Genomic DNA, 15431 nt, shown 5'->3' with positions numbered 1-15431 from the left:
GGGGTCATCCTGCCCTACCTCGGTGGTGCGGACGGGGGTTACATGCGCTCCGGTGCGGAGACGCCCAGGAGGTCGAGCCCGTTGCGGAAGACCTGTCCGGCGGCGTCGTTGAGCCACAGACGCGTGCGGTGCACGCTCTCGATCGGGTCGTCGCCCTGCGGGATCACGCGGCAGTTGTCGTACCAGCGGTGATAGAGGCCCGCGAGCTCCTCGAGGTAGCGGGCGACGCGGTGCGGCTCGCGCACCTCGGCGGCGAACGCCACGATGCGCGGGAACTCCTGGAGTGCGCCGAGCAGCGCCGCCTCGGACTCGTGCGTCAGCGTCTCGGGGGCGAACTCGGAGCGGTCGACGCCCGAATCGTTCGCGTTGCGGCTGACATTGTGCGTGCGGGCGTGCGCGTACTGCACGTAGAAGACGGGGTTGTCGTTCGTGCGCTTCTGCAGCAGCTCGGGGTCGAGATCGAGCGGCGAGTCCGCGGGCGAGCGCTCGAGCGAATACCGCAGGGCGTCGGCGCCGAGCCACTCGAGCAGGTCGTCCATCTCGATGATGTTGCCGGCGCGCTTGCTGAGGCGGGCGCCGTTGATCGACACCATCTGCCCGATGAGCACCTGGACGTTGCGCTCCGGATCCTCGCCCGCCGCACCGGCGACCGCCTTGAGGCGGTGCACGTACCCGTGGTGGTCGGCGCCGAGGAGGTAGATCTTGTTCTCGAATCCGCGGTCGCCCTTGTTGAGGTAGTACGCGGCATCCGCGGCGAAGTAGGTGTACTCGCCGTTCGAGCGGCGGATCACCCGATCCTTGTCGTCGCCGAAGTCGGTGGTGCGCACCCAGACGGCGCCGTCCTCGTCGAAGACATGGCCCTGCTCGCGCAGGCGCTCGACCGCCTGGTCGATCAGGCTCGTGCCCGACGCGTCCTTGGCGTGCAGCGTGCGCTCCGAGAACCACACGTCGAACGGCACGTTGAACCGGTCGAGCGAGCTCTTGATCTCGGCGAGCTGGTACTCGTATCCGAGGTCGCCGGCGACCGCGAGCTGCTCCTCGTCGGAGAGGTCGAGCAGATCCGGGCGCGCCTCGAGGATGCGACCGGCGAGCGCCGTGATGTACTCCCCCGGGTATCCACCCTCGGGGGTCGGCTCGCCCTTCGCGGCGGCGACCAGCGACGATGCGAAGCGGTCCATCTGCGCGCCGGCGTCGTTGATGTAGTACTCCCGCACGGCGTGCGCGCCGCTGGCGAGGAGCAGGCGGACGATCGCATCACCGAGCGCCGCCCAGCGCGTGTGGGCGATGTGCAACGGTCCGGTCGGGTTCGCCGAGACGAACTCGACGTTCACGCTCACGCCCTGCTGCGAGGAGTTCGTGCCGTAGGCGACGCCCGCGTCAACGATCGTCTTCGCCAGCGCGCCCGCGGCAGCGGCCTCGAGACGGATGTTGATGAATCCGGGGCCCGCGACCTCGGCGGTGGCGATGCCGTCGACCGAGACCAGACCGTCGGCGATCTGCTGCGCGAGTTCGCGCGGGTTCGTGCCGAACGGCTTGGCGAGGCGCATCGCGATGTTCGAGGCCCAGTCGCCGTGGTCGCGGTTGCGCGGGCGCTCCAGGACGATGTCGGATGCCGAGAGCCCGAGGGGCTCGCCGGGGCGTCGCTCGTCCGCGATCGGAGCGAGGACTGCGAGGAGGGCTTCGGCGAGCGTTTCAGGATTCATAGACCACCAAGTTTACGGCTCGGGACGGTGTCGAATTTGCGCAGACCGATCTGTGACTTACCCTCATGCCATGACCGTCGCTCACGCCCGCCGCCGACTGCGTTTCGCCGGCGTCGCCGCCGTGCTCGCCGTCGCCGTCGTCGCGGGCGTCCTCGGCGTCTGGCGCCCCTGGGCACCGCTCCCCTCGACCGCCCCCGTCGGCGCCGCGGAAGGCGAGCCCGCCGCCGCGATCGCACCGGCTCCGCTCGTCCTGCCGGAGCACCCGACCGTGCTCGTCTTCGGCGACTCCTGGACGTACGGCTCGGCCGCCACCGTCCCGACCGAGGGATACGCGTATCTCCTCGCCGATCTGCTCGACGGCGAGACGATCGTGAAGGGTGTGCGCGGCAGCGGCTATCTCAAGCCCGGACTCGACGGACCCGCCTTCGGCGAGCGCATCGCGGCACTCGATCCCGCACTGTCTCCCGACCTCGTGATCCTGCAGGGCTCGATCAACGACCGTGAGCAGGGCGCGGCCGGATACCGTGAGGCAGTGAACGCGGCCTGGGATGCGATGGCGGCGAAGTACCCCGAGGCGACGATCGTGATCCTCGGACCCGCCCCGCACGAGCTCCCCGTCGGTGCCGGCACCGCGCGCATCGACGCCGACCTCGCGGATCTCGCCGCCGCCCGCGGCTGGTGGTACGTCTCCCCCGTCGCCGAGGACTGGATCACCGATCAGAACTACCTCGAGGTCATCGACGTCGAGGTGGGGCGCAAGCATCCGTCCTCCGCCGGGCACCGCTACCTCGCCGAACGCGTCGCCGCCGCGCTCGATGCGCTCAGCGGCGCGCCGGTCACGATCGCCGGCGAGTCGGAGACCACCCCCGAGCAGTGATATCGTCGTTCGGTACGCCTCCGTAGCTCAGTGGATAGAGCGCCGGTTTCCGGTACCGTAGGTCGCAGGTTCGACTCCTGTCGGGGGCACGTATACGCGAAGAAGGACCGTCCATGAGGGCGGTCCTTCTTCCGTTTCCGGGTGATGCGGTCAGCGGGGCACGGATGCCGCGCGCCGGGCGGCCTGCACCCCGTTGAGGATGACGACGACTTCGGCGATCTCGTGCACGAGCACGACGCCGGCCAGGCCGAGCACTCCGAACAGGGCCAACGGGAACAGCACCACGATGATCGCCAGGGCGAGGCCGATGTTGACGGTCATGATCCGGCGCCCGCGGCGCGCGTGGGCGAGGGCTGCGGGCAGGAGGCGGAGGTCGTGGCCGGTGAACGCGATGTCGGCGGATTCGACGGCCGCCGCCGAACCGCCCGCTCCCATGGCGATGCCGACGGTCGCGGTCGCGAGTGCCGGAGCGTCGTTGATGCCGTCACCGACCATCGCGGTCGGCCCCTCGGCGAGGAGGGCGGTGATGGCGGCCGCCTTGTCCGCGGGGAGCTGCTCCGCACGGACGTCGCTCACTCCCGCGCGGGCGGCGAGCGCGCGGGCGGTGCGCTCGTTGTCGCCCGTGAGCATGATGGCGCGAACGCCCTGCTCCTCGAGCAACGAGATGGTCTCCGCCGCCTCGGGGCGCAGCTCATCGCGTACACCGACGACCCCCGCGATCCGTGCATCGACCTCGACCGCGACCACGGTCATCCCGTCGTCCGCCATCTCTTCGGCGGCGCCCTCGAGGTCGCCTAGTTCGGAGAGCCACCGCACACTTCCGACGCGGACGCGAGTGGCCCCGACACGACCCGTCACACCGTGGCCCGCATCCTCGACGACCTCGGTCGCCGCGGGAGCGTCCGCCGCCGCGCGTGCGATCGCGGCGGCGAGCGGGTGTGTGCTCGTCCTCTCGAGCGCGGCGGCGAGTGCGAGGACCTCCTCGCGCGTGCGGCCGGGGGCCGCGGCGACGGCGACCACCTCGGGCTCGTTGCGGGTGAGCGTGCCGGTCTTGTCGAATGCGATCGTGCGGATGGTTCCGAACCGCTCGAACGCCTCGCCCGAGGTGATGACGACGCCGAACTTCGATGCCGAGCCGATGGCGCTGATGACGGTCACGGGAACGGCGATGGCGAGAGCACAGGGGGATGCGGCCACGAGGACGACGAGGGCGCGCTCGACCCACAGGCCGGGGTCCCCGACCACGAACCCGAACACGACGATCAGGGCGGCGACGATGAGCACCACCGGCACGAGCGGGCGGGCGATCCGGTCGGCCAGGCGCGCACGTTCGCCTTTGCGGGCGTGCGCCTGCTCGACGAGCTCGACGATCCGGGTGAGGGAGTTGTCCCGTCCGTCGGCCGTCGCCTCGATGCGGAGCGTCGCCGATCCGTTCACCGAACCCGCCGGCACCGCCTCCCCCGGACCGACCACGACCGGGATCGACTCGCCCGTCACGGCGGACGTGTCGATGCTCGAGCGCCCGTCCACGACCACGCCATCGGTCGCGATCCGCTCTCCCGCCCCGACGACGAGGACGTCGAGCTCGCGCACCTCCGTGACAGGGATGCTCGCGTCGCCGCTCAGCCTCGACACGCGCACCGTCTCGGGGATGAGCGAGAGAAGAGCGCGGAGGCCTTCTCTCGCTCGGTCCATCGCCCGGTCCTCCAGCGCCTCGGCGAGGGAGAACAGGAAAGCCAATGCCGCTGCCTCTCCCACGTGACCGAGAGCCACCGCTCCGATCGCGGCGATGGTCATCAGCAGCCCGACGCCGAGGCGCCCCCGCGCCAGGCGGCGAAGCGCTCCGGGCACGAAGGTGTACGCGCCGGCGAGGAGGCCGACCCCCTGCAGCACGAGGGCCGGGATGGGGAACCCGCTCCACTCGAGCACGTAGCCGGCGAGCAGCATCACGCCGGCGATGACGGACGGGAGCAGCGCGGTATCACGCCAGAGCGGCGGACGCACCTCGTGCTCGGCATCCGTGTGCCCGACCGCCCCTGCCGCTGCGGTCACCGGACCGCAGCACGCATCACAGGTCGACATCGGCGGGTGAACAGCACAGCGGCACGTCGCAGTTCTCGTCGGTGCACGGTTCGCCGTCGTCTACCGCGAGCACGGTGTTCACCAGAAGGGTGATCGCCCTCGTCACGTGGGGGTCGGCGATCTCATAGCGGGTCTGCCGCCCCTCCGGCGTCGCGACCACGATCCCGCATCCCCGCAGGCACGACAGGTGATTCGAGACGTTCGTGCGCGAGAGGGCGAGCGTCTCCGAGAGGCGCGCAGGGTACGCGGGGCCGTCGAGAAGCTGCAGGAGGATCCGCGAACGCGTGGGATCGGCCATGGCACGGCCGAGACGGTTCATCACATCGATCCGGGAGGCAATGGTCAGCATGCGGTGACTATACAGCGAATGATGAATAGTCGACAATCGGCGAGGCGTCGCTCCATCCCGGACTCCGCCTCTGGACACGCCCCCGCAACGAGCGCATGCTGATTCCATGACCGCTTTCCAGATCACGCATCCGTTCAGCGGGTTCAGCGTCGACTCGATCGACGCGGCCCGCGCTTTCTACGGCGACACCCTCGGCTTGGACGTCACGACCAACGCGATGGGGTTCCTCGACATCCGGTTGCCCGACGGAGGGTCGATCCTCGTGTACGCCAAACCCGATCACACACCGGCCAGCTTCACGATCCTCAATTTCCCCGTCGACGACGTCGAGGCCGCGGTCGACGATCTGAACGGCCGGGGCGTGGTCACGAAGATCTACGACGACGAGATGGGCACCGACGCCAAGGGGATCATGCGCGGCGGGCCCGATCGCGGGCCGGACATCGCCTGGTTCAGGGATCCGGCTGGCAACGTGCTCTCGGTACTCTCGGCATCCTGATCCACCGGAGCAGACCCACCGAACCGCGTCGTCAGACCACCTCGGCGAGCGCGGCGAGCGGGATCGCGATCCACGCGGGGCGGTTGCGCTTCTCGTAGACGGCCTCGTACACGGCCTTGTCGGCGACGTATGCGTCGAGCAGCGTGCGGTTGTCGGCGAGGATCTGCTCCTCCTCCCCCGGCGCCGCAGCATCCGCCCCGACCGACTCGGAACGGCAGAGCGCGCCGACGTAGGCATCGAGGAAATGCCCCCGCGCCCGACGCGCCCACTCACGAGCGAGATCGGCGCGCAGATCGTCTTCGGCATCCGGATCGGCCCCCTCCTCCGTCGCCTGCGTGAGGGCCACCGTGCCGGGCACGTAGTCGAAGGAGCGCAGCATCCCGGCGACATCGCGCCAGGGCGAATCGGGGAGCGAGCGCTCCGCGAACGGGCGCCCCGGCTCACCCTCGAAGTCGACGATGCGCCACCCGTGCGCGGTGCGGAGGGTCTGCCCCAGGTGAAGATCGCCGTGCACGCGCTGCACGTCGAGCCGGCCGAGCGCGGCCACCGTCGCGTACATCGCCCGAAGGCGCTCGGCGTACGGTGCGAGTTCCGGCACGACACCGAGTGCGTGGTCGAGCCGATCCTCCAGCGCACGCGCCAGGGCCTGCGCGGCGGCCGCATCACGCGTCTCCGAGGGGAACCGGCCGCGCAGTGCCGCGTGCACCTCGGCGACCGCAGTTCCGAGGCGCGCGGCCTCGCCGGCGAAGTCCGCTCCCGACTCCTCGACGCTCTGCGACGGGTTGGCGAGCAGGGATCGCACGCTCCCGGTCGCCAGTTCGAACCCGTCGGAAGCGGTGCGCAGGAACTCCTGCATCATCGCCAGCTGCACGGTCTCGCCGTCGACATCGGCCTCGACCCAGCCGTAGAGCGCGGCGACGTGCTCCGAGTGCTGCCGGGTGAGTTCCCGATGGATCTCGATGTCGGGATTCGCGCCCGGGGTCACCTTGCGGAACACCTTCATGATCGCGACGTCGTCGAAGCGGATCGACGAGTTGGACTGCTCGCCGCTCAGCGGGGATGCCCGCAGCCCCGGGTCGAGCGGATCGGTTCCCGGCACGCGATGGAAACGGAGTCCTCCCCGGTCGAACGTCGCGCTGTGCTCCGCCGCCACGAGCCCGTCGAGCCAGAGCGCCATGGCGTAACGATCGTGCACGGCGTCGTAGACGTGCCGGATGCGCCCCTCGTCCTCCGCCGCCCCGATGAACGCGTGGGCGATCGCCTCCTGCGCCTCGTCGTAGATCGACAGGGGGACCTGATAGGTCTCGTGACCCGCCTCGCCGTCGGAGTAGTCGACGGTCACGAGGAAGACCGCCACCCGCACGCCCTGGTCCGGGCCCTCGAGGTCAGCGATCCGCCGAACCCGCGAGACGTGGAACGGTCGGCTCTTGCCGGCGAACCAGCGGGTGCGTACGAGGTATTCCTCCAGGACTCCCGGAGCGACGACGTTCACAGCATCCCCCGTTCATCGGCATCGTCGGCGGGTTCCTGCAGCTGGAACCAGAAGAAGCCGTGTCCACCGAGCGTCAGCAGATACGGCAGCTCGCCGACGCGGGGGAAGGGCACGCCGCCGACCAGCTCGACCGGCACCATCCCCTCGAAGCGACGGAGGTCGAGTTCGACCGGCTGCGGGAACTGCGACAGGTTGTTGACGCAGAGGATGACGTCGACGGTGCCGTCGTCATTGGTGTGCTCGCGCGTGTACGACAGCACGGCGGGGTTCGATCCCCCGAGGTCGTTGAAGCTGCCGAGCCCGAAGGCCGGGTGCTTCTTGCGGGCGTGGATCATCAGCCGCGTCCAGTGCAGCAGCGACGACCGGTCCTCCTGCTGAGCTTCGACGTTCACCGCGAGGTACCCGTACACGGGGTCCTGCACGATCGGACGGGAGAGCCGTCCGGGGTTGGCGGTCGAGAAACCCGCGTTGCGATCCGAGGTCCACTGCATCGGAGTGCGCACGCCGTCGCGATCGCCGAGCCAGATGTTGTCACCCATCCCGATCTCGTCGCCGTAGTACAGCACCGGCGATCCGGGCAGCGACAGCAGGAGTCCCGTGAACAGCTCGATGCGATCGATGTCGTTGTCGAGGAGCGGCGCGAGGCGACGGCGGATGCCGATGTTGGCCTTCATCCGGGGATCCTGCGCGTATTCGCTCCACATGTAGTCCCGGTCCTCGTCGGTGACCATCTCGAGCGTGAGCTCGTCGTGGTTGCGGAGGAAGATCCCCCACTGGCATCCGGAGGGGATCGAGGGCGTCTCGGCGAGGATCTCGCTGATCGGGTACCGGGACTCCCGTCGGACCGCCATGAAGATCCGCGGCATCACCGGGAAGTGGAAGCACATGTGGCACTCGTCGCCGCCGACCTCCGGGTCGCCGAAGTAGTCGACGACGTCGGCCGGCCACTGGTTCGCCTCGGCGAGCAGCACCCGACCGGGGTACTCGTCGTCGACGATCCGCCGCACCTTCTTGAGGAAGTCATGGGTCTCGGGCAGGTTCTCGCCGTTGGTGCCCGGGCGCTCGTAGAGATACGGGACGGCGTCGAGGCGGAATCCGTCCAGCCCCATGTCGAGCCAGAACCGCATGGCGTCGATCATCGCCTCGTGCACCTTCGGGTTGTCGAAGTTGAGGTCGGGCTGGTGGGAGAAGAAGCGGTGCCAGAAGTACTGCTGGCGCACCGGGTCCCAGGTCCAGTTGCTGGGTTCGGTGTCGACGAAGATGATCCGCGCGTCCTCGTAGAGATCGTCGGTGTCGCTCCATACGTAGAAGTCTCCGAAGGGCCCGTCGGGATCGTTCCGGCTCGCCTGGAACCACGGATGCTCGTCACTGGTGTGGTTCATGACGAAGTCGATGATCACCCGCATGTCGCGCGCATGGGCCGCGTCGAGGAACTCCTGGAAGTCGGCCGTGGTGCCGAGGTCGGATTGGATGCCCGTGTAGTCGGCGACGTCGTACCCGCCGTCCCTCAGCGGAGAGGGGAAGAACGGCGGGATCCAGAGGCAGTCCACCCCGAGCCACTGCAGGTAGTCGAGCTTGTCGATCAGTCCGCGGAAGTCACCCGACCCGTCGCCGTCGCCGTCCTTGAACGAGCGGACGAGGACCTCGTAGAACACCGCGGTCTTGAACCACTCGGGCGCGGGACTGCCCGGGGTGTCGGGGAACGGCTCCTGGGTGAGGATGGGGATGGATGCCGTGGGCGGTGCCGGATCGGCCGCAGTGCTCATGCGTTTCTCCCGTCTCGCAACATGCGCCCAACCTGTCACATCCGACCCCGGGAACGTCACCCCTTGCGGGTTCGGACGACGAAGGTGTACCGACGCGATGTCGGAGGGTGCGCCTAGCCTTTCGACACATGACCCGGCCCACGTTCCTCCCCGGGCCCTGCCACCTGTGCGGCGGGGTCGACGGCGAGCGTCGTGATGACCGATGGATCTGTGCGATCTGCGGCTGGCGGTACGGGGATGTGCCCGATGACGACCTGCCGCGTCCTCGGGTCGACGTCGTCTACTACCTCCGATACGACAGACGGGTGAAGATCGGCACGAGCGCGCACCCCCGGCAGAGGCTCGCTCGCATCCACCATGACGAGCTGCTCGCGTTCGAGCGCGGCGACCGCGCACTCGAGCAGCAGCGACATCGGGAGTTCGCCGAGTGGCGTGAGGGCGGCGAGTGGTTCGAGTTCAGCTCGGCGCTCGAAGCGCACACCCGGCTCCTGCGACGCGCAGGGCCGCCGTGGAACCAGTACGCACGGTGGGTGAGCGAGGCGCTGCGGGGCTGAGCACCACGGTGGATGCGTCGCACCCGCGGTGCCATACTGGCGGCGTGTCCAGCCACGACGAGAACGTTGGTGACGGTCGGCGCCGGCCGAATGAGGGCGTCATCGGCTATTGCGGCGTGCTCGTGCTCCTCGTGGTGTCGTACGCACTCTCGACCGACCAGAAGTCGACGAACCCGAGCCCACTCGCTTTCCTGCTGATCCTCGCGACCGTCGCGGTCGTCTTCCGTGTCACCGGCGCGAACGCCGCACTGCAGCGCACCAGCTGGGTGATCCTCTCGGTCGCCGGAGCAGCGGCGGTCGTGGCCGTGCTCTTGGGCACCGAGCAGAAACTGCTCGACATCGGGCTCTCGTCGGCGACACTCGTGGCGCTGCTCATCGCGCCGGTCGCGATCATCGCCCACCAGATCCGTCGTCGAGGGCTCAACCTCGAAGCGCTCCTCGCGGCGATCACGGCATACGTGCTCGTGGGGATCGCCTTCGCCTTCGCGTACAACCTGCTCGGCCTGCTCTCCCCGCAACCGGTGTTCGCGGATGCGCACGAGGACTCGCTGGCCCATCAGCTCTTCTTCTCGTTCACGACGCTGACGACCACCGGCTACGGCAATCTCGTCCCGGAAGGAACCATCGGGCAGACGATCGCGGTCGTCGAGGCCATCACCGGCCAGCTCTTCCTCCTCACCGCCTTCGCTCGCATCCTGCGCGGCGCCACCTCTCCGCGTGAGGACGCACAGCCCGACAGTTGAATTGTGCAGAATTGAATTGCGTGCAATACTCGTGTCATGGCCGTGACCGATGAGATGGTGTGCTTCTCGCTGTACTCCGCCGCCCGCGCGACGACGCAGGCGTATCGCGCTCTCCTCGCGCCGTGGGGACTCACCTACCCGCAGTACCTCGTGCTCGCGATCCTCTGGCACGAGGGCGAGCAGACCATCGGATCGCTCGGCGAGGCGATGCAGCTCGACTCCGGCACGCTCTCCCCGCTCGTGCGGCGGCTCGAGCAGTCGGGGCTCGTACGCAAGCAGCGCAGCTCCGCCGACGAGCGGGTCGTGACCGTGCAGCTCACCGCGGAGGGTCAGGAGCTCCGCGGCGACCTGGCGAAGATCCCGGCCGAGGTCGCCGGGTTCTCCGGCATCCACGACGACGCGCACCGACTGCGTCTGATCGGCGAGCTCCACGAGCTGACGCGCCTCCTCCAGGCATCCACTCCGACCCCCGCCGGCGCCGCTCGCGCCCGCGGCTCCGAATGACCACCCTCCCGGAAGGAAACACACCCATGGAAGCTCTGTACACCGCCGAAGCACTCGCCACCGGCGCCGGCCGCAACGGACACGTCGCCACCGACGACCGTCGCGTCGAGTTCGATCTCGCCATTCCGAAGGCGATGGGCGGCAGCGGCGACGGGGCGAACCCCGAGCAGTTGTTCGCCGCCGGCTACGCGGCCTGCTTCCACTCCGCGCTGCAGTCCGTCGCCCGGGCGCAGAAGGTCCAGATCGAGGACTCCTCGGTCGGCGCGCGCGTGCACATCGGTTCGAACGGCCAGGGCGGCTTCGGCCTCGCCGTCGAACTCGAGGTCGTGATCCCCACGCTCCCCCACGAGCAGGCGCAGGCCCTCGCGGATGCCGCGCACCAGGTGTGCCCGTACTCGAATGCGACCCGCGGCAACATCGACGTCACGATCACCGTCTCCGACGACTGAGACCGAAGGAGCATGTCCATGCACGCACTCATCCACCACACCTTCGGCGAAGCCGAAGACGTCCTCGCCCTCGAAGAGCGGCCCGTTCCCGAGCCGGGGCCCGGCCAGGTCCGCCTGCGCGTCGCTCTCTCCCCCATCCACAACCATGATCTGTGGACCGTGCGCGGCACCTACGGATTCAAGCCCGAACTGCCCGCCGCCTCCGGCACCGAGGCGCTCGGCGTCGTCGATGCCCTCGGCGACGGCGTCGAGCATCTCGTCGTCGGCCAGCGCGTCGCGACGGGTGGCACCTTCGGCGCCTGGGCCGAGTACATCGTCGCGAACGCCGCAGGGCTCATCCCCGTGCCCGACGGCCTCTCCGACGAGAGCGCCGCGCAGCTGGTCTCGATGCCCTTCAGCACGATCAGCCTGCTGCAGTTCCTCGATGTGAACGAGGGCGACTGGATCGTCCAGAACGCGGCGAACGGCGCCGTCGGGCGCATGCTCGCCCAGCTCGGCGCCGCACGCGGTGTGAACGTGCTCGGCCTCGTGCGGCGCTCGGCCGGCGTCGATGAGCTGCGCGCGCAGGGCATCGAGAACGTCATCGCGACCGACCAGACGGATTGGCGCGAGCAGGCCGCCGCGCTGACCGGCGGTGCCGCGATCGTCGCCGGGGTCGACTCGGTCGGCGGATCGTCGGCGGGCGACGTGCTGTCGCTGATCGGCGAGGGCGGCACGCTCGTGGCCTTCGGCGCGATGAACTCCCCCGTCATGGAGATCGCCTCGTCAGATGTGATCTTCAAGCAGGCGACGGTGAAGGGATTCTGGGGCAGCAAGGTCATCCAGACGATGGATGCGTCCACCCGCGGAGCACTGTTCACCGAGCTGATCCAGCGCGTCACCGACGGCACGCTCACCCTCCCGGTCGCCGGCACCTTCGACGCCGCCGACATCGCGGATGCCGTTCGCCTGAGCAAGACCCCCGGTCGTGTCGGCAAGGTGCTGCTGCGCTTCTGACACGCTCCGACCGGTATGGGCCGGGTCGCCGATGTCGGCGACCCGGCCCATACTGCGTTCATGGACATCTCACTGATCAGACCGGCAGGGCTCGTCAAGAGTCCCGCGTTCAGCCACGTCGCCGTCGTCCCGCCGGGAGCGACGACGATCCACGTCGGCGGCCAGAACGGCGTCGACGAGTCCGGGAAGATCGTCTCCGACGACGCCGCAGAGCAGTCGATCCGCGCGGTCGAGAATGCGGCGATCGCTCTGGCGGCGGTCGAGGCGACGCTCGACGACGTGATCAGCTGGACGGTGCTGATCCACCAGGATGCGGATCTTCGCGCCGCCTACGGCGCGGTCGCCTCACGGCTCGCGCGAGACGGCGAGCCTCCGCTGGTGACCGCCGCGATCGTCTCCGCGCTCGGCGTTCCCGGCGCGCTGATCGAGATCAGCGCCGTCGCCGCCGTCGTGCGCGCCTGACGGGCGTCCGGCGATCCGGTGCCGCGATCAGGCGAGCGATGCACCGATCGCGGTGACGACGACCGCGAGGAGCGGCAGGGTGCCCTGCATCGCCGCAGCACGCGCCTTCGTCCGGTCCGCGAGCACGAGCACGAGAGCGGCGGCCAGCATCATCCCGGTGCCGGCGAAGACCAGGGTCAGCCCGATCGTGACGAACCCGAACATCGTGAACCCGATGCCGAAGAGGGTCGTGAGCGCCAGGAAGAGGTTGTAGAAACCCTGGTTGAAGGCGAGCTGCTTCATCGTGATGGCATCCGCCTCGCTGGCGACGCCGAAGATCTTGCGCGTTTCGGGCTCGGTCCACTTCAGCGACTCGAGCGCGAAGATGAAGACGTGGAACGCGGCAGCGGCCGCGGCGAGGACGAGTCCGGCGATGAGCATCCTCCGATTGTCGCAGACTCGCGCCCTCGCGCGCGGCCTCAGACGAGGAAGATCGGCAGCAGTCCGGGATTGTGTGCGTGCACCAGAACGGCGAAGACGACGGCGTCGAACAGCAGGTGCACCGTGACCACGTAGGCGAGCGAATGGGTGCGCAAGAAGATGAACCCCTGCAGCAGTGCGAACGGGATCGTCAGGAGAGGGCCCCACTCCCGGTAGCCGAGTTCCCAGAGGAACGACACGAACACGATCGATTGCAGCACGTTCGCCACCGCGTCCGGGAAGTGCCGGCGCAGCAGGGCGAACACGGTGCAGATGAAGAACAGCTCGTCCCAGATGCCGACCGCGCCGACACCGACGAAGAGGCGCGCGATCAGATCGGGGGTGTCGACGACGGGCCAGTTGGCGTAGACGCCGCTCGTGATGAAGTAGAACGGCAGGATCAGCCAGCCGAGCACGAGGACGGCGACGAGCCAGCCCCACTGCAACCGGCCCCACCGGCGGTGCGCCCGCCACGGGAAAGAGATCGCCCGGTCGCGATAGACGAAGCGCGACACGAGATAGGGCAGAGCGACCGCGCCGCCGAGCGCGAGGGTGAAGCGCAGCATCGCGAGGTTGTCGAGTTCGGCGGCCAGCGGGATCACACTCACGACGAGCAGGCCGAGGGCGATGAGCGAGAGGTCGCGCGTGAGCGAGGGGGCGGATGCCGTGACCCGTCCGCGTTCGATCGCCCAGGAGACGCCGATCCCGATCGCCAGCAGCACCCATCCGAGCCAGGCGATCTCCGCCACGAAGAACGCGGGGGCGGCGGCGCAGACGAGCACCGCCGGGACGATGCCCCGGGTGCGCAGGTCGCTCCGCACGTCGGTCACGGGCGCGGGCGACGTCGGTAGACGAGGTCGCGGATATCGCGCCCCTTCGCGATGCCCTTGCGCTCGAAGGCCGTCATGACGCGTCCGTCGAAGCGCTCGGCCCACTCCCCTTCGAAGGCGCGCTCGAAGAGCGGTTCGGCATCCAGCACCTCGCGCATCTGCAGCGCGTAGTCCTCCCAGTCCGTCGCGAGACGGAGCAGGCCGCCGTCGACCAGTGCCCTGGCCGCGTTGTCGGCGAATCCCGGACGCACGAGGCGACGCTTCGTGTGCTTCTTCTTGTGCCACGGATCGGGGAAGAAGATCCAGGTCTCCGCGGCGGCGGCCTCCGGCAGGTACGACGAGAGCACCTCGGGCGCGTTCGCCTCGATGACCCGCAGGTTCTTCGCGCCCTCCCGGTCGGCATCGAGCATGGTACGGGCGAGTCCCGCGCGGAACACCTCGACGGCGAGGAAGTCGTCATCAGGGCGCGAGGCCGCAGCGGCGACGATCGCGTGGCCCTGCCCAGAGCCGATCTCGACGATCAGCGCGGCGTCGCGACCGTATTCGGCGGCCACGTCGAGGCGGGCCTCCGGGTGCACCGAGGTCCACGCGACGGCCCGCGGCACGTCGAGCAGGTAGTGCGGGGCGAGGTCGGTGAAGGCGCGGTCCTGCGCCTCGGACATCCGCCCGCTCCGGCGCACGAAGGACACCGGCTCGTCACGGAAGGTTCGGGGTTCGGGCATGCTTCCAGGGTAGCCGGGTGCGTCCCCTCGACCGGTGCACGGGTCAGCTCACGGGTTCCGTCACGAAGTCGATGAGTTCTTCCACCCGGCCGAGCAGCGCCGGCTCGAGGTCCCGGTAGCTGTGCACCTTGCTCAGGATGTGCTGCCACGCACGCGCGGTGTCGGCCTGGGTCTCGTGCGGCCATCCGAAGGCGCGGCAGATCCCGGTCTTCCAATCCGTACCCCGTGGGATCTCGGGCCAGCGCGTGATACCGAGTGCCCGCGGGGTGACGCACTGCCACACGTCGACGAACGGATGCCCGACGATGCGCACGTGGCGCCCGTGCGGCCCCCGGGCGACGGCATCCGCGATCCTCGACTCCTTCGAGCCCGGCACGAGGTGATCGACGAGCACGCCGTAACGCCGCTTCGCGGACGGAGGCTCGTCGGCGAGCAGCTCGTCGAGGAGGTCCACGCCCTGCAGGTACTCGACCACGACGCCCTCGACGCGGAGATCGGCGCCCCACACCTTCTCGACGAGCTCCGCGTCGTGCTTGCCCTCGACGAGGATGCGGCTCGGCAACGCGATGCGCGCGCGCTGGTCTCCGACGGCGAAGGATCCGGATGCCGTGCGCTGCGGTGCCTGCGTCTTCGGTCCCGGGGGCGCCAGCCGCACGGGCCTGCCCTCGATGAGGAAGCCGCCGCCGAGCGGGAACAGACGCCTGCGGCCCTTCCAGTCCTCGAGCTCGACGTTTCTGCCCTGCACGCGAGTGACCGCTCCGCAGTACCCGTCGTCGGCGACCTCGACGACGAGATCGAGCTCGGCGGGGACCGTCGGCACCTGCTTTGCACCGCGCTCGCGCCAACCCGATGCGAGCACATCCGATCCGTACCTGTCGTCCATGCCTTCCAGCGTATGCGTCTCCGCTGAGGGCGAACGGCGATCCGCTCTCGGATGCTGTCGC

General features: G+C 69.4%; 17 protein-coding genes and 1 tRNA gene. 9 read left to right on the top strand and 9 right to left on the bottom strand.

All coding sequences use genetic code 11. The annotated features are described in order from the left end of the window. Nucleotides 1-38 precede the first annotated feature (38 nt). Complete coding sequence (gene argS, locus KV396_RS12860; RefSeq protein WP_247632444.1) at nucleotides 39-1703, bottom strand: arginine--tRNA ligase; 1665 nt, start codon at nucleotides 1701-1703, stop codon at nucleotides 39-41. A gap of 70 nt (nucleotides 1704-1773) precedes the next feature. On the opposite strand from argS, the gene KV396_RS12855 reads away from it, so the two are divergent. Both KV396_RS12855 and KV396_RS12850 read left to right on the top strand, forming a co-directional pair. Beyond that, entirely contained in the window at nucleotides 1774-2580 is an 807-nt protein-coding gene (locus KV396_RS12855) for an SGNH/GDSL hydrolase family protein (protein WP_247632445.1), read from the top strand. A gap of 16 nt (nucleotides 2581-2596) precedes the next feature. Next, nucleotides 2597-2669 (top strand) — tRNA-Arg (locus KV396_RS12850). A gap of 61 nt (nucleotides 2670-2730) precedes the next feature. Here KV396_RS12850 and KV396_RS12845 read toward each other — a convergent pair. Continuing rightward, complete coding sequence (locus KV396_RS12845) at nucleotides 2731-4662, bottom strand: heavy metal translocating P-type ATPase (protein ID WP_407665522.1); 1932 nt, start codon at nucleotides 4660-4662, stop codon at nucleotides 2731-2733. Beyond that, nucleotides 4649-5011 (bottom strand): Cd(II)/Pb(II)-sensing metalloregulatory transcriptional regulator CmtR, encoded by a 363-nt coding sequence (gene cmtR / locus KV396_RS12840; protein WP_247632446.1) that lies wholly within the window; start codon nucleotides 5009-5011, stop codon nucleotides 4649-4651. Before cmtR ends, KV396_RS12845 begins: the two co-directional genes overlap by 14 nt. Before the next feature lie 106 nt (nucleotides 5012-5117). Between cmtR and KV396_RS12835 the strand changes: the two genes are divergently transcribed. Next, the gene (locus KV396_RS12835; RefSeq protein ID WP_247955964.1) at nucleotides 5118-5510 is read left to right on the top strand and encodes a VOC family protein; all 393 of its coding nucleotides are present in this window, start codon (nucleotides 5118-5120) and stop codon (nucleotides 5508-5510) included. Nucleotides 5511-5541: 31 nt separating this feature from the next. Here the strand turns inward: KV396_RS12835 and KV396_RS12830 are convergent, their stop codons facing one another. Together KV396_RS12830 and treS are read right to left on the bottom strand one after the other, a co-directional pair. Then, nucleotides 5542-7002 carry a maltokinase N-terminal cap-like domain-containing protein gene (locus tag KV396_RS12830; protein WP_247955963.1) on the bottom strand — a complete coding sequence of 487 codons (1461 nt, stop codon included), beginning with the start codon at nucleotides 7000-7002 and terminating at the stop codon, nucleotides 5542-5544. Beyond that, nucleotides 6999-8768 carry a maltose alpha-D-glucosyltransferase gene (gene treS, locus KV396_RS12825; RefSeq protein ID WP_247622805.1) on the bottom strand — a complete coding sequence of 590 codons (1770 nt, stop codon included), beginning with the start codon at nucleotides 8766-8768 and terminating at the stop codon, nucleotides 6999-7001. Before treS ends, KV396_RS12830 begins: the two co-directional genes overlap by 4 nt. Before the next feature lie 128 nt (nucleotides 8769-8896). On the opposite strand from treS, the gene KV396_RS12820 reads away from it, so the two are divergent. From KV396_RS12820 to KV396_RS12795, 6 genes are read left to right on the top strand one after another with little or no spacing between them, the layout of a single operon-like run. Continuing rightward, nucleotides 8897-9322, top strand: coding sequence for a GIY-YIG nuclease family protein (locus KV396_RS12820; protein ID WP_247632449.1), 426 nt, complete (start codon nucleotides 8897-8899; stop codon nucleotides 9320-9322). A gap of 44 nt (nucleotides 9323-9366) precedes the next feature. After that, a complete protein-coding gene (locus KV396_RS12815; protein WP_247955962.1) occupies nucleotides 9367-10065 on the top strand; it encodes an ion channel in 699 nt (232 codons plus the stop codon). Between the two features lie 36 nt (nucleotides 10066-10101). After that, a complete protein-coding gene (locus KV396_RS12810; RefSeq protein ID WP_247622808.1) occupies nucleotides 10102-10569 on the top strand; it encodes a MarR family winged helix-turn-helix transcriptional regulator in 468 nt (155 codons plus the stop codon). 26 nt (nucleotides 10570-10595) lie between these two features. Then, nucleotides 10596-11018: an organic hydroperoxide resistance protein gene (locus KV396_RS12805; RefSeq protein WP_247622809.1), complete on the top strand. Its 423-nt coding sequence runs from the start codon at nucleotides 10596-10598 to the stop codon at nucleotides 11016-11018. A gap of 18 nt (nucleotides 11019-11036) precedes the next feature. Further along, nucleotides 11037-12014 carry a zinc-binding dehydrogenase gene (locus KV396_RS12800; protein WP_247955961.1) on the top strand — a complete coding sequence of 326 codons (978 nt, stop codon included), beginning with the start codon at nucleotides 11037-11039 and terminating at the stop codon, nucleotides 12012-12014. A gap of 60 nt (nucleotides 12015-12074) precedes the next feature. Continuing rightward, nucleotides 12075-12476 (top strand): RidA family protein, encoded by a 402-nt coding sequence (locus KV396_RS12795; protein ID WP_247955960.1) that lies wholly within the window; start codon nucleotides 12075-12077, stop codon nucleotides 12474-12476. Nucleotides 12477-12503: 27 nt separating this feature from the next. On the opposite strand, the gene KV396_RS12790 is transcribed toward KV396_RS12795, so the two are convergent. Genes KV396_RS12790 through KV396_RS12775 form a run of 4 tightly spaced genes read right to left on the bottom strand, consistent with a single transcriptional unit; the run spans nucleotide 12504 to nucleotide 15370 of the window. After that, complete coding sequence (locus tag KV396_RS12790; protein WP_247955959.1) at nucleotides 12504-12896, bottom strand: DUF1304 domain-containing protein; 393 nt, start codon at nucleotides 12894-12896, stop codon at nucleotides 12504-12506. A 38-nt stretch (nucleotides 12897-12934) separates the two neighbouring features. Further along, complete coding sequence (locus KV396_RS12785) at nucleotides 12935-13765, bottom strand: CPBP family intramembrane glutamic endopeptidase (RefSeq protein WP_247955958.1); 831 nt, start codon at nucleotides 13763-13765, stop codon at nucleotides 12935-12937. Beyond that, complete coding sequence (gene trmB / locus KV396_RS12780; protein WP_247632454.1) at nucleotides 13762-14487, bottom strand: tRNA (guanosine(46)-N7)-methyltransferase TrmB; 726 nt, start codon at nucleotides 14485-14487, stop codon at nucleotides 13762-13764. The genes KV396_RS12785 and trmB overlap by 4 nt, the downstream gene beginning before the upstream one ends. Before the next feature lie 43 nt (nucleotides 14488-14530). After that, nucleotides 14531-15370 carry a DUF3097 domain-containing protein gene (locus tag KV396_RS12775; protein WP_247955957.1) on the bottom strand — a complete coding sequence of 280 codons (840 nt, stop codon included), beginning with the start codon at nucleotides 15368-15370 and terminating at the stop codon, nucleotides 14531-14533. Nucleotides 15371-15431: the final 61 nt, after the last annotated feature.

The sequence above is a fragment of the Microbacterium galbinum genome, assembly GCF_023101185.1.
Taxonomy (GTDB): Bacteria; Actinomycetota; Actinomycetes; order Actinomycetales; family Microbacteriaceae; genus Microbacterium; species Microbacterium galbinum.
Note: the sequence above shows the minus strand (reverse complement) of the source record. Positions and strands in the feature narration are given on the sequence as shown.